The 21,278-nt window shown below is 64.9% G+C and carries 22 protein-coding genes; 8 read left to right on the forward strand and 14 right to left on the reverse strand.

Translation table 11 applies throughout. The features are described from left to right. Positions 1–109 precede the first annotated feature (109 nt). The 3 genes from AC06FB_RS06295 to AC06FB_RS06305 form a co-directional block, all read right to left on the reverse strand. The gene (locus AC06FB_RS06295) at positions 110–502 is read right to left on the reverse strand and encodes a hypothetical protein (RefSeq protein WP_053516646.1); all 393 of its coding nucleotides are present in this window, start codon (positions 500–502) and stop codon (positions 110–112) included. Between the two features lie 149 nt (positions 503–651). Next, positions 652–984, reverse strand: a complete 333-nt coding sequence (locus tag AC06FB_RS06300; protein ID WP_053516647.1) for a non-heme iron oxygenase ferredoxin subunit — start codon at positions 982–984, stop codon at positions 652–654. Beyond that, the gene (locus AC06FB_RS06305; protein WP_180875383.1) at positions 981–1,520 is read right to left on the reverse strand and encodes a GNAT family N-acetyltransferase; all 540 of its coding nucleotides are present in this window, start codon (positions 1,518–1,520) and stop codon (positions 981–983) included. The genes AC06FB_RS06300 and AC06FB_RS06305 overlap by 4 nt, the downstream gene beginning before the upstream one ends. A 212-nt stretch (positions 1,521–1,732) precedes the next feature. Here AC06FB_RS06305 and AC06FB_RS06310 point away from each other — a divergent pair, with 212 nt between their 5' ends. From AC06FB_RS06310 to AC06FB_RS06330, 5 genes are all read left to right on the forward strand, one after another. Further along, positions 1,733–7,048 (forward strand): RHS repeat domain-containing protein, encoded by a 5,316-nt coding sequence (locus tag AC06FB_RS06310; protein WP_478053472.1) that lies wholly within the window; start codon positions 1,733–1,735, stop codon positions 7,046–7,048. Positions 7,049–7,051: 3 nt separating this feature from the next. Then, positions 7,052–8,068 carry an RHS repeat-associated core domain-containing protein gene (locus AC06FB_RS06315; RefSeq protein ID WP_279942443.1) on the forward strand — a complete coding sequence of 339 codons (1,017 nt, stop codon included), beginning with the start codon at positions 7,052–7,054 and terminating at the stop codon, positions 8,066–8,068. A 28-nt stretch (positions 8,069–8,096) separates the two neighbouring features. Then, positions 8,097–8,432, forward strand: a complete 336-nt coding sequence (locus tag AC06FB_RS06320; protein WP_227255417.1) for an energy transducer TonB family protein — start codon at positions 8,097–8,099, stop codon at positions 8,430–8,432. A 269-nt stretch (positions 8,433–8,701) separates the two neighbouring features. Beyond that, positions 8,702–9,022, forward strand: a complete 321-nt coding sequence (locus tag AC06FB_RS06325) for a hypothetical protein (RefSeq protein WP_164151750.1) — start codon at positions 8,702–8,704, stop codon at positions 9,020–9,022. Between the two features lie 58 nt (positions 9,023–9,080). Beyond that, complete coding sequence (locus tag AC06FB_RS06330) at positions 9,081–9,383, forward strand: hypothetical protein (RefSeq protein ID WP_414487670.1); 303 nt, start codon at positions 9,081–9,083, stop codon at positions 9,381–9,383. A gap of 176 nt (positions 9,384–9,559) precedes the next feature. Here AC06FB_RS06330 and AC06FB_RS06335 read toward each other — a convergent pair whose 3' ends face one another. The 5 genes from AC06FB_RS06335 to AC06FB_RS06355 all read right to left on the reverse strand — a co-directional run bounded on the left by AC06FB_RS06335 (position 9,560) and on the right by AC06FB_RS06355 (position 14,852). Beyond that, a complete protein-coding gene (locus tag AC06FB_RS06335; protein ID WP_065182415.1) occupies positions 9,560–10,816 on the reverse strand; it encodes a cysteine desulfurase in 1,257 nt (418 codons plus the stop codon). Further along, positions 10,813–12,075 carry a Fe-S cluster assembly protein SufD gene (gene sufD / locus AC06FB_RS06340; RefSeq protein WP_065182414.1) on the reverse strand — a complete coding sequence of 421 codons (1,263 nt, stop codon included), beginning with the start codon at positions 12,073–12,075 and terminating at the stop codon, positions 10,813–10,815. Before sufD ends, AC06FB_RS06335 begins: the two co-directional genes overlap by 4 nt. After that, the gene (sufC, locus tag AC06FB_RS06345) at positions 12,075–12,839 is read right to left on the reverse strand and encodes a Fe-S cluster assembly ATPase SufC (RefSeq protein ID WP_322522860.1); all 765 of its coding nucleotides are present in this window, start codon (positions 12,837–12,839) and stop codon (positions 12,075–12,077) included. The genes sufD and sufC overlap by 1 nt, the downstream gene beginning before the upstream one ends. 65 nt (positions 12,840–12,904) lie before the next feature. After that, positions 12,905–14,380 carry a Fe-S cluster assembly protein SufB gene (gene sufB, locus AC06FB_RS06350; protein ID WP_065182413.1) on the reverse strand — a complete coding sequence of 492 codons (1,476 nt, stop codon included), beginning with the start codon at positions 14,378–14,380 and terminating at the stop codon, positions 12,905–12,907. A gap of 16 nt (positions 14,381–14,396) precedes the next feature. Then, positions 14,397–14,852 carry an SUF system Fe-S cluster assembly regulator gene (locus tag AC06FB_RS06355; RefSeq protein WP_053516656.1) on the reverse strand — a complete coding sequence of 152 codons (456 nt, stop codon included), beginning with the start codon at positions 14,850–14,852 and terminating at the stop codon, positions 14,397–14,399. A 214-nt stretch (positions 14,853–15,066) separates the two neighbouring features. Here AC06FB_RS06355 and AC06FB_RS06360 point away from each other — a divergent pair, with 214 nt between their 5' ends. Next, on the forward strand, positions 15,067–15,534 hold the full coding sequence (locus tag AC06FB_RS06360; protein ID WP_053516698.1) for an SET domain-containing protein: 468 nt from the start codon (positions 15,067–15,069) through the stop codon (positions 15,532–15,534). Between the two features lie 132 nt (positions 15,535–15,666). After that, on the forward strand, positions 15,667–16,209 hold the full coding sequence (locus AC06FB_RS06365; RefSeq protein ID WP_111186009.1) for a type 1 glutamine amidotransferase domain-containing protein: 543 nt from the start codon (positions 15,667–15,669) through the stop codon (positions 16,207–16,209). 68 nt (positions 16,210–16,277) lie between these two features. Here AC06FB_RS06365 and AC06FB_RS06370 read toward each other — a convergent pair whose 3' ends face one another. The 4 genes from AC06FB_RS06370 to AC06FB_RS06385 all read right to left on the reverse strand — a co-directional run bounded on the left by AC06FB_RS06370 (position 16,278) and on the right by AC06FB_RS06385 (position 18,552). After that, the gene (locus AC06FB_RS06370) at positions 16,278–16,874 is read right to left on the reverse strand and encodes a YceB family lipoprotein (RefSeq protein ID WP_065174554.1); all 597 of its coding nucleotides are present in this window, start codon (positions 16,872–16,874) and stop codon (positions 16,278–16,280) included. Positions 16,875–16,951: 77 nt separating this feature from the next. Beyond that, positions 16,952–17,491, reverse strand: a complete 540-nt coding sequence (locus AC06FB_RS06375; protein ID WP_065174555.1) for a hypothetical protein — start codon at positions 17,489–17,491, stop codon at positions 16,952–16,954. Positions 17,492–17,546: 55 nt separating this feature from the next. Next, positions 17,547–17,855: a DUF3861 family protein gene (locus tag AC06FB_RS06380; protein WP_053516660.1), complete on the reverse strand. Its 309-nt coding sequence runs from the start codon at positions 17,853–17,855 to the stop codon at positions 17,547–17,549. Positions 17,856–18,153: 298 nt separating this feature from the next. Continuing rightward, positions 18,154–18,552, reverse strand: coding sequence for an HU family DNA-binding protein (locus AC06FB_RS06385; protein WP_053516661.1), 399 nt, complete (start codon positions 18,550–18,552; stop codon positions 18,154–18,156). Positions 18,553–18,923: 371 nt separating this feature from the next. Between AC06FB_RS06385 and AC06FB_RS06390 the strand changes: the two genes are divergently transcribed. After that, positions 18,924–19,355 carry an OsmC family protein gene (locus AC06FB_RS06390; RefSeq protein ID WP_053516662.1) on the forward strand — a complete coding sequence of 144 codons (432 nt, stop codon included), beginning with the start codon at positions 18,924–18,926 and terminating at the stop codon, positions 19,353–19,355. A gap of 46 nt (positions 19,356–19,401) precedes the next feature. On the opposite strand, the gene AC06FB_RS06395 is transcribed toward AC06FB_RS06390, so the two are convergent. Both AC06FB_RS06395 and AC06FB_RS06400 read right to left on the reverse strand, forming a co-directional pair. Beyond that, complete coding sequence (locus AC06FB_RS06395; protein WP_065182410.1) at positions 19,402–20,280, reverse strand: PhzF family phenazine biosynthesis protein; 879 nt, start codon at positions 20,278–20,280, stop codon at positions 19,402–19,404. A 122-nt stretch (positions 20,281–20,402) separates the two neighbouring features. Continuing rightward, positions 20,403–21,275, reverse strand: a complete 873-nt coding sequence (locus AC06FB_RS06400) for a PhzF family phenazine biosynthesis protein (protein ID WP_478053473.1) — start codon at positions 21,273–21,275, stop codon at positions 20,403–20,405. Positions 21,276–21,278: the final 3 nt, after the last annotated feature.

Here is a 21,278-nt window from a genome sequence, read left to right on the forward strand (position 1 = left end):
GCCGGTGCCGGATGACGGCGCGGCAGGCAGGATCGGAAGCGGACTCGAAGCGGGATCGGAGGTGGAGGTCCGGCAAGCGCCGGACGCCCGGGCGCGGCCGGGGAGAGCGTCAGCTCAGCAGGGACGGAGGCGCCTGGCCGGGGGGGTAGTGGTAGCGCGACGGGAGCGCAGGGGCCGGGTAGGGTGACGGCGCGGTTGCCGGCACCGGTGGCGGCACTGGAAGCGGGCCACACAACTGCCGCAGCAGCGGGGACTTGATGCTCCGGCTGTCATCGGGCTCGGCTTCCACCCGTGGCATGGCCTGCTCGCGGGGCGGCGTGCCGAAAGGCGCTGCGGGCAGGCTGTCCTGCGCCTGCAGCGCCGGCGTGGTGACCAGCGAGCTGCGCGACCCTTCATGCAGCGCCGACCATCCCAGCAGCAGTGCCAGCAGCAGCGCAGCCAACAGCGGCCCGCCCGTGCGGGCAAGCTGGCAGAGCGTAGCGATGGGCGCGGGCGAGGCCATGGCGCGGCGATGGGCATTACGAAGATGTTACGTAGAGTAACAGCAACGATAATGATTCGCATCTTCGGTGTTGCGGGAGGTCTGTACCTGGCCACTCGCGGCCCTGTGGGCGCCTGCAGGGCCCTTCCCAGGCGGGGCGGATGGGCCGGTCAGTCCCGGTCGTCGCGGGTCCAGATGGCGTCGTGCTCGCGCTTGACCGGGAACTTGGGGACCGGGCTGTACGCGGGGGCACACAGGGCACGACCATCACGCACGTCGAAGCGGGCACCGTGCAGCACGCACTCGACGCTGCCTTCGGTGGTGTTGAACTCGCCGGAGGACAACTCGAATTCCTCGTGCGTGCACTGGTCTTCCAGGGCATACAGCTCGCCATCGAGGTTGAACACCACGATCGGCGTACCGGTAACCTCGTCGAACACGCTCTTCATTTCACCCGGCAGCAGGTCGCTGCCGGCGCAGACGAAGGTCCACGCATCGCTCATGCGGTGGCTCCCACAAGCGGCTTTTCCAGGATCTCGAAGCGCAGATCGTCGCGCTTGGGAATGCCGAAGCGCTCGTCGCCGTAGGGAAACGGCTTCTTGATGCCGGTGCGGCGGTAGCCGCGGCGCTCGTAGAAGGCGATCAGTTCGTCGCGCACGTCGATCACGGTCATCTGCATCACCGGCACGCCCCATTCGCGCGCGGCGTGGGCTTCGGCCGCATCCATCAGCTGCTTGCCGACGCCGCCACCCTGCTGGGCCGGATCGACCGAGAACATGCCGAAGTAGCCCTTGCCGTCGACATCGGCGACGTGGGCGCAGGCCACGAGGCGGCCCTCGCGCTCCGCCAGCAGGATGGTCGAGCGGGGCCGGTCGAGGTCGGTCTGGATGCCTTCGGCATCGATGCGGGCGCCGTCCAGCAGGTCGGCTTCGGTGGTCCAGCCGGCCCGGCTGGCGTCACCCCGGTAGGCGGAGGTCACCAGCGAGATGAGGGCGGGGATATCGGCCGACGTAGCGGCGCGGAAGGTCAGGGTGCTCATGGCGCCATTCTAGGTGGGGCGTGGGTCAGGCCGCACGCCCTTCTGCATTGGCGATGCGAGCCGGGGATTCGACCGCCGATGGAAGCACTGTCGTGAACGGAGCCTTGACGCCGCCTTCATTCCATGTTCATAAATAAAGCGTGGCACGGCCAGCGTTGCGACTGTCGCGTACGTGCACGCATTCAAGGAACGGACGATCCAAGGAGGATCCCATGCGGTCTCGTGCCACGCTCCGCCCGCGCCAGTCTGGCCCGGCCGGCCTTTCGACGCTTCTTCTGCTGCTGGCCGCGATCGGGCTTCCTTCAGTGGGCCTGGCGCAGATCGTCCCGACCTGGCGGCAGGAGTACGACAAGCGCCTGAAGTACGGTGATCTCGTCGAGCCGCTGAAGGGCGAGATCTTCGGCGAGCAGGTCAATCTCTATGACGGCTCGATCAGCTTCAAGGCTACCGATATCTCGCTGCCGGGCAACAGCGGACTCCCGGTCGCGCTTAGTCGCAGCCGATCAGCCAGCGACGGCAGCAGTGAAAGTCCTCTTGGCGACTGGGATCTGGATGTTCCGTCGCTGTCAGGTGTCTATGGCGATCTCCCCGAGACTGCAGCTCAAGGGCACTGGATTCCGGCCGCGCGCTGTACCACCGTCGGTGCTCCGCCAACGCTGGAGGTCTGGAACCGCCGGAACACTCAGAAGGTCAACTTCAATCCACACACTTATTGGGATGGCGTGCGGCTTTCGCTGCCCGGAGGTGGGGGCGAACCACTGCTGGGCGGCAATGGCGATGCGCGGCAACCCCGGCCGCAGCTGGGACAGCCCGCGCCATGGAATACAAAAGGCGGTTGGGTATTCACCTGCTTGGCCGCATTGAAAAGCGGACAGGCCGGCGAAGGATTCCTGGGACATGCACCGGATGGGACCAAATACTATTTTGACTGGATGGTGGCTCGCCCCAACAGCTCCGCGACCCTGCAGCCGTTCGGACCGGAAAGCAACGCCCAGTTGGGGCGCAAGCGAGTTCACCTGTATCCTTCGCAGATTGTTGATCGTTTCGGAAACTGGGTGCGCTATGAATGGTCCGGTACCCGACTCCAGCGCATCACCGCAAGCGATGGCCGCGAAATCAGCCTTGCGTACCAATCGAACGGGTTGATCGCCTCTGCAACTGCCGCCGGGCGCACCTGGACTTACGGCTATACGGATGCCGACATCCTGCGGACGGTGACGCTGCCCGATGGAACCCAGTGGACCTACAGCCTGCCGCCGCTATCGGTTACGCACAAGTACGCCGAGTACACCGGGCAGAACATCTGGGACTACATGGAATACCCGGCGACCTGTTCGCGTGTGAACAAGATCGTGCCCAGCGAAATCACCATGACCGTCCAGCATCCATCGGGTGCACTGGGAACGTTCCTGTTCCGCCCATTCCGCCATGGGCGCAAGAACGTCACTCTGGACTGCCAGACCTCTGGCGACAATCATCTCATCGCAGAAGGCTGGAACTACACACCGGTCTACCGTGATGCGATGTCGCTGGTGGCCAAGACCATCAGTGGTCCGGGCATTCCCACCGCGCAGTGGACCTATCAGTACACCAATCTCAACGGGGCTTACGCACAGGATCTGGGCGGTCCGGTAATCCCTGCAGGCCAGGCAGAGCCGAAGATCACCACCGAGACGCTGCCGGATGGCGTCGTACGCGTATACGAATTCGGCAAGGAAGTCGCCTATAACGATGGTCTTCTACTGTCGACGACGACGCGATCGGGTAGTTCGGTCGTGCGCGTTGACCGCAACAACTACTATCCGGATGCCCAGCTGGACGCGGCGCCCTTCCCGAAGGAAGCCGGCAAGGACTTCAAGTACGGTGCGAATGACCTCAAGGCGCACTACAACCGCCCTGTCCAGTCCACTGTTGTGGAGCAGGACGGTGTGCAGTTCAGCCGGACCGTGCAGACCTTTGATGCATTTGCACGTGAAGTCACCGTCGTTGAAGCAAATTCCGCCGGACAGAGTCGCACCAGCGCCACGGCCTACTACGACAATCCCGCGCTATGGGTGAACGGTCAGTCCGCGCGTAGCGTCCTCAATGGCATTGAACAGTCCCGCACCGAGTTCGACACGGCCAAAGCGTTGCCTTTGCGCGCCTACGCATTCGGTCGTCTGGCACAGCAGGTGACCTATGCGGCCGACGGCACCGTGGCATCGGTATCCGATGGCCGCGGCAATACCAGCCATCTGTCGGGGTGGAAGCGCGGTGTTCCGCAGCAACTGCGGATGCCGGCCACAGCCGAGGCGCCAAATGGCGCGGTGCGCACTGTTGCCGTCGACGACAACGGTTGGATCACCTCGCTGACCGACGAGACCGGCGCAACCACCAGCTTCAGCTACGACAGCATGGGGCGTCTGCGCAGCCAGCAGTTCCCCACCGGCGATACGGTGAACTGGAATGGCGTAACGATGGACCTGCAGCGTCTGGGAAGCGCGCAGTTCGGCGTGCCGGCCGGTGCCTGGAAGCATTCGCGCACGCAGGGCGGCAGGCGTACCGATACCTACCTGGATGCCATGTTCAGGCCGGTGCTTGTGACCGAGAATGCCAACAACGTGCGCGACAGTGCCGTGGTGACCCGCTACGACAGCAGCGGCAGGACGGTGTTCGTCTCCTATCCGACCCGGCAGTTTTCCAGCATCGGCGCGGCATTGGACGGCACCACCACGCAGTACGATGCGCTGGGCCGGCCGGTGCTCGTGAGTCAATCCTCGGAGCTGGGCACACTGGCGACCCGTACCGAGTACGTGGGCAATCTTTCCGTGAAGGCGACCAACCCGCGCGGCCAGTCCACGACCACGCGGCACCTGGCGTATGACCAGCCAACCTATGAGATGCCGCTGACACTGCAGCATCCGGAAGGCGTGGTGACCGAGATCCAGCGTGACGTCCTCGGCAAGCCGCTGGCCATTACCCGACGCAGCGCGGACGGCAGCCAGTCGCTGACCCGCCGCTATGTCTATGACGCCTATCAGCAACTGTGCAAGACGATCGAGCCGGAAACCGGCGCCACAGTGCAGGACTATGATGCGGCAGGCAATGTACTGTGGTCGGCGGCCGGTACCGGGCTGACCAGCACCGCTGGCTGCAACCGGAGCGAAGCGCTGGCCAGTGGTCGCGCGGTGAAGCGCAGCTATGACGCCGCCAATCGCCTATCGATGCTGACTTTCCCGGATGGACGCGGCAGTCAATCATGGTCCTACACGCCCGATGGTCTGCCGGCGGAAATCAGTACCCAGAACGATGCGGCACGACCGGTCGTCATCAACCGATACCAGTACAACCGGCGGCGCCTGCTCACTGGCGAAACGCTGCAGCACCCGGACCTGGGCACGCTGAACCTCGCCTATGGCTACGATGCCAACGGTACCCTGGCCAGCAACACCTATCCCGGGGGGCGGGTCGTCAGCTATGCACCCGATGCCCTGGGCAGAGCGACAACAGTGGGTGGCTATGCGAAGGAAGCCACCTATTTCGCCAATGGTGCGTTGGCACGGTTCGTCTACGGCAACGGGGTCGTGCATACGATGACCCAGAACGCGCGCGGCCTGCCCGACCGCAGCCGTGACGCCACGGCCGCCGCTGCGGTGCTCGACGACAGCTACGACTATGATGCTGGCGGCAATGTCATGGCCATCTCCGACGGCCTGCCGGGGGCGCCGGGGAACCGTGACATGACCTATGACGGCCTGGACCGGCTGCGCACCGTGATGGCACCGGGATTCGGCAATGCTCTGTATGAGTACGACGCGCTGGACAATCTGCGCCGGGCCAAGGTGGGCAGCAGGGATCGCACGCACTACTTTGATCCGACCAACCGGCTGGTGAATGTGGTCGAGACCGGCAGTGGTGCCACGGTGACCGGCCTGGGGTACGACGTGCAGGGCAACCTCTCCATCCGCAATGGCCAGCCGTTCACCTTCGACTTCGGCAACCGCCTGCGCGCGGTCGGCACGGCGGAAAGCTACGAATACGATGCCCACGGCCGACGCGTGAAAGCATCGGCGGAAGGGGCCGGCGCGATCTACTCGTTCTACGACAACGGCGGCGTGCTGCGTTTCCAGCGAAACGAACGCACAGGCAAACAGACCGACTACCTGTACCTGTCAGGCAGCCTGGTGGCGCAGGTGCATGGTGCGGCGGCGCCGGGCGTGCCCGCGCTGAGTGCGCCCGGCTACGTGACCCAGGGCAGCGTCAGCCTGAGCTGGAGTCCGGCAGGTGGCGCCAACCGCTATGAACTGCAGCGTGCGCTGACCGGCACTTGGAGTACGGTCTTCGATGGCTCGGCGCAGTCGTTCACCAGCACTGGCCTGGTTACCGGCACCTATCAGTTCCGGGTGCGCGGCTGCCGTGCGGTGTGCGGCGGATGGAGTAACGTCGCGTCAGTGGCTGTGGCGCTGGCACCGTCCACGGTGCCCGCACTGACGGTGCCCGCCACAGCCTTCAATGGCACTTACAACGTGGGGTGGTCCGCAGCGTCTGGCGCCGAGCGCTATGAGTTGCAGGAAAGCGCCAACGGAGGTGCATGGGGTCAGGTTCATAACGCAGCCGGTCAGTCCAAGGCATTCAGTGGTAAGGCCGCAGGAAGTTACAGCTACCGGATCCGCGCATGTAATCCGGTGGGATGCACCGGATACAGCGCCACGGCGTCGGTGGCAGTGGTGTATCCGCCTGCCGCTGCGCCAAGCGTCTCCGCGCCGGCGCGATCTGCACCAGGCAGTATCGGCATTGGCTGGAATGGAGTGGCCGGTGCCACACGCTACACCCTGCAGGAAAGCAGCAATGGTGGGGGATGGGTCACACTGTTCGACGGCAACGCCAGCTCCTATGCCACCGCTGCGCGCGGCGTGGGCAGCTATGGCTATCGGGTTGCTGCCTGTAACGGCGCGGGCTGCGGGCCATGGTCGGCCACCGCGACGGTTGCGGTGATCGGGGCACCGACGATCGAGCCGGTAATCAGTGCTCCGGGCCTGGTGAACGTGCCGCAGTACAGCCTGAGCTGGTCGATACCGCCCAACAGCGAGAGCTTCGTGCTGGAGGAAAGCGCCAACGGAGGTGGCTGGACGGTGGTGCATAACGGCGTCGGAAACAGCTTTGGTGCAAGCCGTGGAAATGGCAGCTACGCATATCGCGTACGTGCCTGCAACTTCGCAGGGTGCAGCCTGAACTCCGGAGTGGCGACGGTGTCCGTGGTGCTGCCACCGGGGGCAACCTATCTCTTTGAGGCTCAATGGTTGAGCAGCAAGACGGCGCCTTATCAGATCCAATGCACGGTGGGTTGGGTCGCCTCGGCCGGCGCGACGGAGTACCAGCTGGAGCCGGCGTCCGGCGGCAAGACTCTGTATGCAGGTCCCAAGACCTATGTGCAGTCAAGGAATGGTACGTACTGCGCCAGCAGCTACCGGGTGCGGGCGTGCAATGCCGGCGGTTGTTCAGATTGGTCGGCAAGCTTCCCGGTCACCCGCGGCGTACTTTGGGAGTAAGACATGAACGGATTCTCTGCGATGTTGATCCGCGTGGCGCTCGTGTCGGGTGCACTGGTGGTCGGCGCAGCGCCAGCGGCAGCTCAGGAAGTAGTCGAGTACATCCACACAGATGCGCTCGGTTCACCCGTGGCGATCACCGATGCCAGCGGAAATATCATCGAGCGTACGGTGTATGAGCCGTACGGGGCGGTGGTCAATCGGCCGTTGAAGGATGGGCCGGGGTATACGGGGCATGTGACAGACTCAGGTACGGGGCTGAGCTATATGCAGCAGCGCTACTACGATCCGCAGATTGGGCTATTTCTTAGCGTGGATCCGGTCACGGTTTACAAGAGCCCCGCTGCGATGTTCAACCGCTATCGGTACGCAAATAGCAATCCGTATCGCTTCTATGATCCAGATGGTCGATGCACGGGATCGAGGATCAAAAATGGTGATGGGACATGTGCGAGCACAGGTGAGTTCACAACAAAGGCTTCATCTGCAAGAAGCTTGGACGCGAGAAATGTTGATAAGGTCTTTACACATTCGTCTGTGTCGTCATTGGGTGGGCAAGCAACTCCGTCCGAATTTCCAAAGGAAACTCGTTCTGCTTTGAGCAAGTTCCTGGGGTCATCTGTGGGAGGGGCGATTGGCAGGCATGCGGTGCTGAGTGGTCAGAAGATTGACATGGAGCAAATCCTCCCAAGCTCCGGATACCCTCCAGTATTCTCGGGTGGGTATGCGGGTACTAATATCGTTACTTATAGTCTTGAGTGGCGCCAATTTTTGGCGTCCAATAGATTTGGAGGAGAGTTCTCTGGTGCTGGATTAGATGTGCTTCTTGCACATGAGATTGGTCATACGCCAATAGCTGGAGCGGTCTTTGGCTATAGCCCAGCCACCTCTGATGCCAATGCCGATGAGTTCAATGCGGTGCGATTTTTAGAGAATCCATACAGGCGGCATTTGGGATTGCCGCTAAGAACGCATTACTCTGGAATTTCCGTGCCAGAGCCATTGCTTGGAGGGCAGTAAGATGTTTCCTATTACCACGGCTTTCCTAATGCTTGTTGCGACCGGCGTGGGATGTGATTGCAGGTCCGGTGGCTGGGCGCAAGTGGTTCAGAAGACTGAAGCGCTCGTTTTGCACAGGGAGTCATTTAGGGTGCCGAGAGATCCAGTGGGGTCTGAATACGAAGCCGCCTGTGTCAGAATTCGATTCCAGATTGATAAGCGTGGGGAGCCGATCAATGTCAGCATTGACAAGAGCTCTAGAAATAGGGCGATCGATGTTGCTGCTAGAGAAACATTGAAGAAGTTCAGGTTTGAGTTGCCTCAAAGCGATTCTGAGGGAGAATTTGCATTGGTGTTTGACTATCCGTCGAGAGATGCTCCATAAATCGAAAGTCGGAAAGTGATCCAAGATTGGCCCTTGACAGCCTATGGAATACCAGGCCACACATTGCGGGCCTTGTCCTCATTGCGGAGATCGGGTGGATTATCGCCCAGCATGCGCCGACAGCGAGTCCGGAACCTCGCTCACCATCTTCTACTTGGCCTTCGGCAGCTGGCTGATTCACTCCAACTGCTGCTGCAGCACGGTTGGGGTCATGTTGCTACCGACGGCTGTACATCACTGTGCGTCGAATCCGCTCATGCCTGGCAGCTGTGGTCATTTCACTGGGGCTGCAAGGTTGTGATTGGTTTTCGGATCCTGTGATTGTTGTAAAGAATGTTGGAAGGGACGTGATCCATGGCATCAGCTTGGAGGTCGGTGGTGGTGCGGTTGACCTGGGAGCAATTCCTGTCGGCGAAAGCAGGGCTGCAAAACCGGAGGTCGCTGCTGATTCCTCGCTTGTTGTAACGTACTACGAGAATAATGCCCGTGTGGTTTGCTGTGGAGATGTGTATTTTACGAACAATCTCTATGTCAAGGTTGAGGCGGATGTGGGTGGAGGGGTTTGCCGTATAGCGGAAGTTGCGGATTGATGTGAACGGTGGAGCGTGTCTGGAGAATTTTTATAGTGCAGTGCCAAGGTGAAGAGCGATGAAAAGCCTTGTTGAGAGTTACCCGGTTTGGGCTTCCATCATTCTAGGTGCCATGTGGATAAACGCATTTGTGGCTCACAGGATGTTGCTGAGGATCGAGCGCGAACGGCCAGAAGTACTTGCTGCAGCCGGAATCATGAAAGTTGATTGGTGGCTTGGGTGCTTGCGTGGTATCGCAGCGCTTGCCCTCTCGTCCAAAGGGCAGGCGCTCCATCAGGGTGAACGGTGGGTGTTGAGGGGCGTCGTGATGATGTACGTCTTCTTGATTGCTTCCGGGGTATCCATGCTTGTTGGCATGTAGAAGACGGTGTCTCAAGGCCGCTGATGGTGCAATAGTTCGGCATTACGATGAGATTGCCCGTTCCTGGCATCGCTCAGCATTTCCCAGCTTGACCTCTGCTGGCTTGCGTCCCACGCGCATAAAAAACGCCGCAGTCCCCTGCGGCGCTCCCGTATTTCCCTGGCTCCGGCGAATCCTCAGCCGAGCAACTTACGTACCTTGGTCAGCGCGGTCATGAACCGCTCGATCTCGGCGTGCGTGTTGTAGAACGCCAGCGAGGCACGGCAGGTGGCTGCGACACCGAAGTACTGCAGCAACGGATGTGCGCAGTGCTGGCCGGAACGCACGGCCACGCCTTCCAGGTCGAGCAGGGTGGCCAGGTCGTGTGCATGCGCGCCGTCGATCAGGAACGAGACCACGGCCGCCTTCTCCGGCGCTTCACCGATGATGCGCAGGCCCTCGACGCGGCGCAGCTCTTCGGTGAAGTGGGCGAGCAGCTCGGCTTCCCGCGCCTCCACGTGCTCCTGGCCGATGTCCTGCAGGTAGTCGGCGGCCACGCCCAGGCCGATGAAGCCGGCGATGTTCGGGGTGCCGGCCTCGAACTTGTGCGGGGCATCGTTGAACACGGTGCCGTCGAAGCTGACTTCCTTGATCATCTCGCCACCGCCGAGGAACGGCGGCATCGCATCCAGATGCTCGCGGCGTGCCCACAGGGCGCCGGTGCCGGTCGGTCCGCACATCTTGTGGCCAGTGATGGCATAGAAGTCGCAGCCGATCGCGGCGACGTCGACCTTGCGGTGTGGTGCGGCCTGCGAACCGTCCACCACGGTGATGATGCCGCGCTTGCGCGCCTCACGGCAGATCTCGCGCACCGGGTTGACCGTGCCGAGCACATTGGACACGTGGGTGACCGCCAGCAGCTTGACCTCGGGGGTCATGGCCGCACGCAGCGCATCCAGGTCGAGCGCGCCATCCGGGGTGATCTCGGCCACGCGGAGGGTGGCGCCGGTACGCTGCGCGACCAGCTGCCACGGCACGATGTTGGCGTGGTGCTCCATGCGCGAGACCAGGATCACATCACCGGACTTCAATCGCGGCAGCGCCCACGAGTACGCCACCAGGTTGATGGCGAAGGTGGTGCCGCTGCACAGCACCAGATCGCTGGGGCGCACGTTGAGGAAGCGCGCCAGTTTGTTGCGCGCACCTTCGTAGGCATCGGTGGCTTCGCTGCCCAGGGCATGCACCGCGCGGCTGACGTTGGCGTTGTAGCGGCGATAGAACTCATCCACCGCGCCGATCACCTGCACCGGTTTCTGGCCGGTGTTGGCGTTGTCGAAATAGACCAGCGGCTTGCCATGCACTTCACGCATCAGCAGCGGGAAGTCGAGACGCACGCGATCCCAGTCAGGGGCGCTGGCGCGTTCTTCGATCGGGCGCGGGGTGGAAAGATTCATGCCACACCCGCCTCGGCCAGGGCCTTGTCCAGGCGGCGTGCCAGCTGCTCGCGCAGCGCGTCCGGCAGTACCTTCAGCGGCTCATGGCAGAACGCGGCACTCAGCAGTGCCTGCGCCTGTGCCTGCGGCAGGCCACGCGAGCGCAGGTAGAACAGCGCGTTCGCGTCGAGCTGGCCGACGGTCGCACCGTGTGCGGCTTTCACTTCGTCGGCATCGATCACCAGCACCGGCTGGGTGTCGATCTCGGCGTCGGCCGACAGCAGCAGGTTCTTGTTGGACAGGTTCGCGTCGGTGCCGTCGGCGCCTTCGCGGATCTGGATGCCACCATGGAACACCACGCGGCTGCGGTTGGCGGCCACGCCGCGCCACAGCAGCTCGCTACGGGTATCGCGGGCGATGTGGTCGATGCCCAGGCGGGTATCGACGTGGCGGCGGCCATTGCCGAGCAGCACGCCATTGGCGGTCAGCTGCGCGTTGTCGCCTTCCAGCCGTACGTTCAGTTCATGGCGGCTGAGCGCGGCGCCCAGTTCCAGGTCTACGCGGTGATACTGCGCGTCACGGGCCAGCACCGCGTCGGTGCGCAGGATGCTGGTCTGGCGTGCACTGCCGGCCTGCACGCGCGCATGCTTGAGCACGGCATCGCGCGCAACGTGGACGTGCAGCACGGTGTTGTCCAGGTGGGCGGAGTCACCGACGCTGAAGCGGTGTTCGACCACGCCCAGGCTGGCGCCGGCACGCAGTTCGATCAGGTGGCGGTGGTGCCAGGCCAGATCGGTGTCACCGGCGACGCTGGCGAACACCAGCTGCAGCGGTGCCTCGACCTGCACGCCGTCGTCCACGCGCAGCACCGCGCCTTCATCGGCCAGGGCGGCATTCAGGCGGGCGAACACTTCGTCGCTGCGCTCGTAGCGGCGGCCGAGGAAACGCGCGGCATCCTCACCGGCGGCCAGCGCCGAGGACAGCGGTTCCAGCTGCACGCCGGCCGGCAGGCCGTGGGTGTCGCTCAGTGCGTCGCTGAGGCGGCCGTTGACGAACACCAGGCGCGGCGCGGGGATGTCTTCCAGCACAGCCACATCCAGCACCGGCGGCGACAGCGGCGCGGCGGCGAAGGCACGGCGCTCCAGCTGGCGCAGCGAGGTGTACTTCCAGGCTTCGTTGCGGGCGGCCGGCAGGCCATCACGCAGGGCCGCATCCAGCACTTCGCGGCGCGCATCGCTGCCGCAGAAGGCCTGGGCCATGGAATCAAGCAGGGCGCTCATCAGACCGCCGCCTCGGGCATGACCCGGTCCTTCAGGAAGTCATAGCCGTGCGCTTCCAGTTCCAGCGCCAGTTCCGGGCCACCGCTCTTGACGATGCGGCCGTCGGCCAGCACGTGCACCACGTCCGGCTTGATGTAGTCCAGCAGGCGCTGGTAGTGGGTGATGACCAGGAACGAACGGTCGGCGGCGCGCAGCGCATTGACGCCGTCGGCCACGCTCTTCAGCGCATCGATGTCCAGGCCGGAATCGGTTTCGTCGAGGATCGCCAGCTTCGGTTCCAGCACGGCCAGCTGGAAGATCTCGTTGCGCTTCTTCTCGCCACCGGAGAAGCCTTCGTTGACGCCACGGTGCAGCAGTTCGTCCTTCAGGTGCAGCACGGCCAGCTTCTGCCGTACCAGCTTGAGGAACTGCATGGAATCGAGTTCGTCCTCGCCGCGTGCCTTGCGCTGTGCGTTCAGTGCCGCGCGCAGGAAGTAGGTGTTGTTCACGCCCGGGATTTCCACCGGATACTGGAACGCCAGGAACAGGCCGGCAGCGGCGCGCGCTTCCGGGTCCTGGTCGAGCAGATCGACCCCGTCGAACCGGACGCTGCCCTCGGTCACTTCATAGCCGTCGCGGCCCGCCAGGACGTTGCCCAGGGTGGACTTGCCGGCGCCGTTCGGGCCCATGATGGCGTGCACCTGGCCGGGCTGGACGTCCAGCGAAAGGCCCTTGAGGATTTCCTTGTCGCCGATGCGGGCGTGGAGGTTTTCGATCTTCAGCATGGTGGGAATTTCCGTGAGGCGGGCCGCAGCCCGCCGATAAAAAGAATGCGTTGCGAGGGCAGGGCTCAGCCCACCGAACCTTCCAGCGAGACTTCCAGCAGCTTCTTGGCTTCCACTGCGAATTCCATCGGCAGTTCGCGGAACACCTGCTTGCAGAAGCCGTCGACGATCATCGACACCGCGTCTTCCTGGCTGATGCCACGGGCGCGGCAGTAGAACAGCTGGTCATCGGAAATCTTGGAGGTGGTGGCCTCGTGCTCGACGGTGGCGCCCGGGTTCTTCACCTCGATGTAGGGGAAGGTGTGGGCGCCGCACTGCTTGCCGATCAGCAGCGAATCGCACTGGGTGTAGTTGCGTGCGCCCTCGGCATTGCGGTCGACCTTGACCAGGCCGCGGTAGGTGTTCTGGCCACGACCGGCGCTGATGCCCTTGCTGACGATCTTGCTCTTGGTGCGCTTGCCGACGTGGATCATCTTGGTGCCGGTGTCGGCCTGCTGGCGATGGTGGGTCAGCGCGACGGAGTGGAATTCGCCGACCGAGTCATCGCCCAGCAGCACGCAGGACGGATACTTCCAGGTGATCGCCGAGCCGGTCTCGACCTGGGTCCAGGTGACCTTGCTGCGTGCGCCGCGGCACTCGGCGCGCTTGGTGACGAAGTTGTAGATGCCACCGACGCCGTTCTCGTCGCCCGGATACCAGTTCTGCACCGTGGAGTACTTGATCTCCGCATCTTCCAGCGCCACCAGCTCGACCACTGCGGCGTGCAGCTGGTTCTCGTCGCGCATCGGCGCGGTGCAGCCTTCCAGGTAGGACACGTAGGCCTTGTCCTCGCACACGATCAGGGTGCGCTCGAACTGGCCGGTGTGGCCGGCGTTGATGCGGAAGTAGGTGCTCAGCTCCATCGGGCAGCGCACGCCCCTGGGAATGAACACGAAGCTGCCATCGGAGAACACCGCCGAGTTGAGCGCGGCGAAGTAGTTGTCACCGACCGGCACCACGGTGCCCAGGTACTGGCGCACCAGTTCCGGATGTTCCTTGATGGCTTCGGACATCGAACAGAAGATGATGCCCTTCTCGGCCAGCTCCTTGCGGAACGTGGTGCCGACCGAGACCGAGTCGAACACCGCGTCCACCGCCACACCGGCCAGCTTGGCGCGCTCGTGCAGCGGCACGCCCAGCTTGTCGTAGGTATCGAGCAGTTCCTTGGGCACGTCATCCAGCGAGGCGTACTTCGGGCCCTTCGGTGCCGAGTAATAGCTGAGCGCCTGCAGGTCGATCGGGGCGATCTGCAGCTTGGCCCAGTTCGGCATCGGCATCGTCAGGAAATGGCGGTAGGCGTCCAGGCGCCACTGGGTCATCCACTCCGGCTCGTCCTTCTTGGCGGATAGCGCACGGATGGTGTCCTCGTCCAGGCCCGGGGGCAGCGAGTCCGATTCGATGTCCGTGACGAAGCCGGCCGAGTACTTGCGGCCGAGCTGCTCATGGATCTCGCGGTTGGGGGTGTCGTCGTGGGCGACGGTTTCGATGGTTTCGGTGGCCATGGGGGCTGCCTACGGATCAGGAGACGACGTCGACAGCGATGGTGCGGCGCTGTTCGTCATCGACAAGGGGAAGAGGGGGCAGGATCTGCGCCAGGCTGACATCGCGCAGGGCCTCGGAGACCACGTCGTTGATCAGCCGCCAGCTGCTGCGCGCGCCGCACTTGGGCGCCATGCCGCACTGGTGGTGGTCGTGGCTGCACTCGGTCAGGGCCAGCGGCCCTTCCATTGCTTCCACCACTTCGAACAGCGAGACCTCCACGGCGGGCCGGGTCAGCCGATAGCCGCCGCGGACGCCGCGCAGGCCCTCGACCAGGCCGGCCTGTGCCAGCGGCTTGAGGACCTTGCTGACGGTGGGCGGCTCCAGGCCGGTGAATTCGGCCAGCTCGGTGGCGCTGAGCACTTCGCCCGGACGGGCGGCGAGCACGGTCAGCACGACGGTGGCGTAATCGGTGAGTTTGGTGACGCGCAACATGGGGGATGCGAGCGGTTCTTAAAGCGGACTGAAATTGTACGCTTTTCTTCGCCGGCATCCAACCCGGGCATTCAGCCGGCGCTGGGAGACCCTGGCCGGGGCCGTTCACCCGCAGTCACGATCGGGGCGACATGCTGGAGCATCGGGACGATTTTCGCAATTGCCCGGAATGGGCGAGAATCCGGGTTCCTTTCGCTGCAAACAGCCCGTGCCGATGCCGAAGAAGATCCAAGCCCGCAAGTCCGCCATCCATGGCAACGGTGTGTTCGCCGTGGCCCCGATCAAGCAGGGCGAGCGCGTGATCCAGTACAAGGGCCTGCTGCGCAGCCATGGCGACGTCGATGCCGATGACAGCGGTGACGTCGAAAGCGGCCACACCTTCCTGTTCACCCTCAACGACGACTGGGTGATCGATGCCAATTACAAGGGCAACGATGCGCGCTGGATCAACCACAGCTGCGACCCCAACTGCGAGGCGGTGATCGAGGAAGATGCGGACGGCGACAGCCGTGGTGACAAGGTGTTCATCGAAGCGCTGCGCGATATCGCCGCCGGTGAGGAGCTGACCTACAACTACGGCATCGTCCTGGCCGAGCGCCATACGGCCAAGCTGAAGAAGATCTGGGAGTGCCGCTGCGGTTCCCCCAAGTGCACCGGCACCATGCTGCAGCCCAAGCGCTGACCGGCACCGGGTACGGCCGGCCGATCGCCGGCCGCATCGCGGACATGCACCTGCCATCGACACGCGGGTCACTCCGCTTCAATGTACGTTGCCGCACGCTGGGTACTCATCCTCACCAACGGGAGTGCACCCATGGCCCAGCGCCTCAAAGGCAGACAGATCGCCATCCTGGCCACCCACGGCTTCGAGCAGTCCGAACTGATTGAACCCAAGCGCCTGCTTGAAGCGGAAGGCGCCCGGGTCAGCGTGATATCGCCGGCGAAGGAAGCCACCATCAAAGGCTGGAAAGAGAAGGACTGGGGCGAGGCGGTGGCGGTGGACATCCCCCTGAGCGAAGCCGACGCGGCAGGGTTCGACGCGCTGGTATTGCCCGGTGGCGTGATCAATCCGGACACGCTTCGCACGGATCAGGCCGCCGTGGACTTCATCCGCGACGTGGCGGCGGCCGGCAAGCCGGTCGCGGCGATCTGCCACGGCCCCTGGCTGTTGATCAACAGTGATCTGGCCAACGGCCGCGAGGTCACCTCGTGGCCGTCACTGCAGCAGGATCTGCTCAACGCCGGTGCGCGCTGGCAGGATGCCGAGGTGGTGGTGGACGGCAATCTGATCACCAGCCGCAAGCCCGACGACATTCCCGCCTTCAGCGAGGCCGTCGTCCGCGCGCTGGCCGCCTGACGATTCGAAGCTGACATCGTGGCGTGCCCGGCCGCTGGACGCCGCCGGGCACCGTGTTGCAGCTCGGCTCAGTTGCCGAGCAGGCCCGCAGGTACCAGGTTGCCGAGGTTCTGGTTGAAGGTGACGACCAGCTTGCCGTTCTTCACCTGTGCCGATTGCACCTGCAGCGCACCGAGCATGCCGGCCACGGCCGGATCAAGCTTGTAGATCGGTTCACGCTGCGCATAGTCGCTCAGCCAGGCATTGAGCAGCCCACGGGTACGTGAATCGAGGCGGCCGCCTTGATTGGCCGGGGTGAAATCGTCCACGCTCGGCTGCTGCAGGTGGAAGCCCTGGGTCTGGGCGTCATAACGCAGGCCGCTGCTGAGCTTGACCGTACCGAGCTTGGCCGGACTGCCGCCGGCGGTCGCAAGCGCCACGTCCATGCCCAGGTTCAGGCGTTCGCCTGCGGGAAGGCTCAGTTGCGGATGGCTCATCGTCAGCGCGATCAGGCCGCCAAGTGCATCCTGTGTACGCGGGAAACTGCCGTCCAGGTACTGCTGCACGTCGCTGGCGCCAACCGAGAGTTCGCGGCCGGAAATCGAAGGTGCGGCCTGCGCGCCGATCGCAGCGGCGATCAGGACGGTGGCGGCGGCGAGGCGGGTCATCAGGGGACGCAGGCGCATGGCGGTGACCGGAAAGGGCGGGGTGGCTACAGAGTAGCTTTGCAGGCTGAATCGAGCGTGCATGCCGTTGCAGCGGTTCAGTCCAAAGAGGGCCGCAGCTGCGCCGACTGGATCTGCCAGGCACTGCCGTCGGCGTTGGGCTGCACGCGATACCAGCCACCAAAGCGGAAGGTGCCGTCGGCGGTCACCGCGCGGACCTGCACCGGAACTTCCAGCAGCTGCGGCGGAAGCTTGCCGTCGACGGCGACCGGCGTCTGGCTGCGCAGGCGCAGGGCGCGCACGTTGTCCAGCTGGCGCAGCGCGGCGTCATCCGCCCGCCGCGGATCGGCGGGGGGGAAGGTCCAGGCAGCGTCGCTCGCGGCGTGGTCGCGATTGAGCAGGTCGGTCATGTAGCGGCTGAGCATGTCCCCGGGCGGCTCCGCGTCGTCGGCCACTGCAGCCAGCAACGGGAGGACGGTGGGTGGCCGCAGCGGTGCAGCCTCATCGTCCGCAGCCGTCGGTTGCCGGCGTGCATCATCCGGTCTGGTGGCGACCGGGGCGGTGATATCCACTGCGGGGGGCGGCCGGGAACAGCCCAGCGCCACCAGTGGCATCAGCAACAGCAGGGTCCTGCGCATGGTGCCTCCTCCCCGAGGCGACCTGGAGGACGGCAGTGTATCGACTACGGGGCCTTCAGCGGGAGGAGGGCAGCTGATCCAGCGCATCCAGCGCCGGCAGGACCTGGGCGGCGAGTGCGGCCAGTGCATGACCGTCGGTGTCGGCATGACGCTGCACGATGTCGCGCAGCAACTGGGTGGCGACCACCAGCGTGGCGCGCTCGTCGCCACTGAGCCCTGCGGTGCGCGGTGCCGCTTCGAGCAGTCGCATCAGGTCGCGACTGGCGCGATGTTCCAGTTCGATGGTGCAGCGCCCGGTGCACTGCAACCCGTCCTTTTCGATCGGAGTCACCGAGATCCGGTAGCGGGTGGAGGGGCTGGCCATGAGAGGTGCTCGCCGTTGCTGTGGGGGAATGTGCCCACCATAGGCAAGGCCGCCGCCGGCGGCGACGGCCGGCGCTGCACGCAGTGTTCCACCCGGTTGGACGAAGTGCGGGGGAAGCGTGGCCGCAGCCTTTGGTGGCGGGCCTGGGAGGCCGTTTGCGCTGCTGGGGCAACGCTGTGTTGCGATGCCCGGCGCCGTGCCCGGAAGATGGTCGCTGCCTGCGCGGAACCGCCGGGGGCGCCAAAAAAAACGGGACGGCCTGGGCCGTCCCGTCATGCATCCGCCGAATGGCGCGCGCTTACAGCGCGGCGTCCTTCAGCTTCTTGAGCGGACGAACCTTCAGCTTGGTGGTGGCCGGCTTGGCGGCGAACCACTGCTCTTCCTTGGTGAACGGGTTGATGCCCTTGCGCTTCGGCTTGGCCGGCACATTGACGGTGGTGATCTTCAGCAGGCCCGGCAGGGTGAAGGAGCCAGCGCCCTTCTTGTGCACCGAAGAGGCGACAGCGCCTTCCAGCGAGGCCAGCACAGCGCGCACGTCCTTGGCGACAACGCCGGAGGCTTCAGCGATGTGTGCAACCAGGCCGGACTTGGTCAGCACTTCCTTGATCGGCTTCGGAGCGGCCGGCTTGGCGGCAGCCTTCGTCGCGACTTTCTTCACTGCCTTCTTCGGGGCAGCCTTCTTAGCGGTCTTTGCCATGGTTTCCTGTTCCGTGAACGGTTGGTTGTTTGGTCGGCGCCGAACCCCGTCGGCAAGCGCAATGTAGGGCAACTCTCGGGCGCCGCCAATAGCCCGGAGCGCGGAAAGTGCATGTTTTTTCATATCCAGGCCGATTCAGTACATGGCCGGCGGTAGGGGGCAGGGGCACCCGGAGGGGCAGGAAAGCGCCGACCCTTGCGCCGGCTGGAAGTGCGAAACCGCTGAAAACAAGGGAAAAACGGCATGGCGCGGAGCTGGCGCGATGGAGCCGGAGCACGCGTGCCGGTCGCGCTGCAATGCGGCAGAGCGACGCAGGCATAACGTGCGCCATGCGAGGGTGACCGTTCATCACCGCCACACAGGAGCAGCAAATGGGAATCTCGCGACACGCCACCGCGCACTGGGAAGGCGATCTGAAGTCCGGCAAGGGACAGTTGAGCACGCCGCAGAGTGGCCTGCTGGACAAGACCCGCTATGGGTTCAACAGCCGTTTCGGCGAGGAGAAGGGCACCAACCCGGAAGAGCTGATCGCCGCCGCGCACGCCGGCTGCTTCACCATGGCGCTGTCGGCCAAGCTCGGCGAGGCCGGTTTCACTCCGACGTCGCTGGATACCGAGGCGAAGGTGGATCTGTCGATGGAAGGTGGCCCACAGCTTTCGCAGATCCGGCTGAAAGTGAAGGCCGTGGTGCCGGGGATCGATGCGACGCAGTTCCGTGCCATCGCTGACGATGCCAAGCAGAACTGCCCGGTGTCCAAGGCACTGAGCGCGGTGCCCATCAGCCTGGAGGCCGAGCTGGGCTGAGGTCGGTAGCGCCGGGCCATGCCCGGCGTCCCAGGGCAACCACCCATCACCAATCAAGGGTGCCGGCGATCACCGTCTGCACCTGACCGCCGGACCAGACCTCGCCGGCCTCGTCCACGCGCAGGGTCAGGCGTGCGTCATGCCCGACCTCCCGGCCCTGGCTGACATCGAATGCCTCGCGGCCCCGCGGCAGAGCGCCGCGCAGGTCCAGCCATGCCGCCAGCACGGCGTTGGCGGCGCCGGAGGCGGCATCCTCGAAGCGGCGCCCGTTGCCGACGAACGCGCGCACGGCCAGATCGAAGCCTTCGTTGCCGTCGGCGAATGCATAGGCGAACACGCCCATGCTGTCCGTGGATTCGGCCAGCGCGGCCACCGCGTCCCAGTCCGGGCGCAGCGCGCGCAGGGCCGATTCATCGGCAACCTGGACCACCCACCAGCTGCGCCCGCCCTGCATGCGTGCCGGCGGCAACCGACCCAGTGGCCAGCCCTTCAGGGCCGCCTGCAGGCGCGGATCGTCCGCCTGCGCGGTTTCGGCCAGCTGCGCGCGCGGGGTGCGGATGGCAATGCGCTGCTGCGCGCCTTCGCCGCTGACCCGCAGCGGCAGCGCGCCGGCAATCCCGTCCTGCACCAGCAGGCCATCCACCGCCTCCGCCAGGCCCGCCTGCAGCACGGCATGCGCGGTGCCTACGCTGGGGTGGCCGGCAAACGGGACTTCCTTCTGCGGACTGAACATGCGCAGGCGGTAGCTGGTTCCCGCCGTCTGCGGCGGGAACACGAAGGTTGTCTCGGGCAACCGCGTCCAGCGGGCGATGGCCTGCATGGTGTCGTCGTCGAGTCCGTCGGCATCCAGCACCACGGCCAGCGGATTGCCGGCACCGGCGCGCGGGGAGAACACATCCAGTTGCAGGAAACGGCGTGCGGACATCAGTGACAACTCCAGGAAATGATGGGACGGTGGCGCGGGGCGATGCTCCGCGAGCGCGCAGCGCGGCGAGTCGCCGGGCCTGGCCCGGCGCTACCGGCAAGGCGGCATAGGGTAGCGCGGGGCTACCAGTGAATCTGCCCATCGATCACCGGCTGCACCTGGCCGCCGATCCATACGGTGCCCTGCGCATCGACCTGGACCTGGACCTCACCATCGCGGCCCACTTCGCGGCCCTGGCTGGCCACGTAGCCGGCGTCCGTGCCCGGCAGCGCGCTGCGTTGCCACAGCCAGGCGCCAATCAGCGCATTGGCACTGCCGGTCACCGGATCCTCGGGCACGTTCACCGCATCGCCGGGGCAGAAAGCGCGCACCACGAGCGCGTGCGCGGCCGCCTGTTCCGGTGCGAACACGGCCACGCCGGTGGCGCCGGTGGCATTGGTCCAGTCGCGCACGGCGGCCATGTCCGGCGCCAAGGAGCGCACGCTGGCGGCATCACGCAGGGGCAGCAGCCACCATCGTGGACCGTTGTCCCACAACTCGGCCACCTGGCCCTCGGCGGCCTGGGCCAGCAGCGCTTCCGGCACCGCCCCGGGAGCGGCATCCAGGTGCCGTGCTGCGGGGCTGGCGAGCTGGATCGTCGGTGCGGCAGCCGGGCCGGACACGCGCACCGGCAACAGCCCGGCGGCGCACTGCTGCACCAGGGCACCGTCGCGCGGCACGGCCAAGCCGCTGGTCACCGCTGCCCAGGCGGCACCGACACTGGGGTGGCCGGCGAACGGCAGCTCGCTGGCCGGGGTGAAAATGCGTACGTGGTAGTCGGCACCGGCCGCGGTGGGGCGGATGAAGAACACTGTCTCGGACAGGTTCAGCCAGGCGGCCAGCGCCTGCATGCGGTCGCTGGAAAGCCCGTCCGCGTCAAATACGACACCCAGTGGGTTGCCCGTGCCGGGACGGGGAGCAAAGACATCGAGCTGCAGGTAACGATAGGCGGTCATGGC

This window comes from Stenotrophomonas sp. Steno-C15, assembly GCF_056393265.1.

Excerpts from the sequence above, each read along its gene's own strand:
- sufB (WP_065182413.1), bottom strand. The coding sequence starts at position 14,380 with ATGGCCACCGAAACCATCGAAACCGTCGCCCACGACGACACCCCCAAC.
- AC06FB_RS06305 (WP_180875383.1), bottom strand. The coding sequence starts at position 1,520 with ATGAGCACCCTGACCTTCCGCGCCGCTACGTCGGCCGATATCCCCGCC.
- AC06FB_RS06315 (WP_279942443.1), top strand. The coding sequence starts at position 7,052 with ATGAACGGATTCTCTGCGATGTTGATCCGCGTGGCGCTCGTGTCGGGT.
- AC06FB_RS06370 (WP_065174554.1), bottom strand. The coding sequence starts at position 16,874 with ATGCGCCTGCGTCCCCTGATGACCCGCCTCGCCGCCGCCACCGTCCTG.
- AC06FB_RS06380 (WP_053516660.1), bottom strand. The coding sequence starts at position 17,855 with ATGGCCAGCCCCTCCACCCGCTACCGGATCTCGGTGACTCCGATCGAA.
- AC06FB_RS06310 (WP_478053472.1), top strand. The coding sequence starts at position 1,733 with ATGCGGTCTCGTGCCACGCTCCGCCCGCGCCAGTCTGGCCCGGCCGGC.
- AC06FB_RS06375 (WP_065174555.1), bottom strand. The coding sequence starts at position 17,491 with ATGCGCAGGACCCTGCTGTTGCTGATGCCACTGGTGGCGCTGGGCTGT.
- AC06FB_RS06335 (WP_065182415.1), bottom strand. The coding sequence starts at position 10,816 with ATGAATCTTTCCACCCCGCGCCCGATCGAAGAACGCGCCAGCGCCCCT.
- AC06FB_RS06355 (WP_053516656.1), bottom strand. The coding sequence starts at position 14,852 with ATGTTGCGCGTCACCAAACTCACCGATTACGCCACCGTCGTGCTGACC.
- AC06FB_RS06360 (WP_053516698.1), top strand. The coding sequence starts at position 15,067 with ATGCCGAAGAAGATCCAAGCCCGCAAGTCCGCCATCCATGGCAACGGT.
- AC06FB_RS06400 (WP_478053473.1), bottom strand. The coding sequence starts at position 21,275 with ATGACCGCCTATCGTTACCTGCAGCTCGATGTCTTTGCTCCCCGTCCC.
- AC06FB_RS06295 (WP_053516646.1), bottom strand. The coding sequence starts at position 502 with ATGGCCTCGCCCGCGCCCATCGCTACGCTCTGCCAGCTTGCCCGCACG.
- AC06FB_RS06395 (WP_065182410.1), bottom strand. The coding sequence starts at position 20,280 with ATGTCCGCACGCCGTTTCCTGCAACTGGATGTGTTCTCCCCGCGCGCC.
- AC06FB_RS06390 (WP_053516662.1), top strand. The coding sequence starts at position 18,924 with ATGGGAATCTCGCGACACGCCACCGCGCACTGGGAAGGCGATCTGAAG.
- AC06FB_RS06385 (WP_053516661.1), bottom strand. The coding sequence starts at position 18,552 with ATGGCAAAGACCGCTAAGAAGGCTGCCCCGAAGAAGGCAGTGAAGAAA.
- AC06FB_RS06365 (WP_111186009.1), top strand. The coding sequence starts at position 15,667 with ATGGCCCAGCGCCTCAAAGGCAGACAGATCGCCATCCTGGCCACCCAC.
- AC06FB_RS06320 (WP_227255417.1), top strand. The coding sequence starts at position 8,097 with ATGCTTGTTGCGACCGGCGTGGGATGTGATTGCAGGTCCGGTGGCTGG.
- sufC (WP_322522860.1), bottom strand. The coding sequence starts at position 12,839 with ATGCTGAAGATCGAAAACCTCCACGCCCGCATCGGCGACAAGGAAATC.
- sufD (WP_065182414.1), bottom strand. The coding sequence starts at position 12,075 with ATGAGCGCCCTGCTTGATTCCATGGCCCAGGCCTTCTGCGGCAGCGAT.
- AC06FB_RS06300 (WP_053516647.1), bottom strand. The coding sequence starts at position 984 with ATGAGCGATGCGTGGACCTTCGTCTGCGCCGGCAGCGACCTGCTGCCG.
- AC06FB_RS06330 (WP_414487670.1), top strand. The coding sequence starts at position 9,081 with ATGAAAAGCCTTGTTGAGAGTTACCCGGTTTGGGCTTCCATCATTCTA.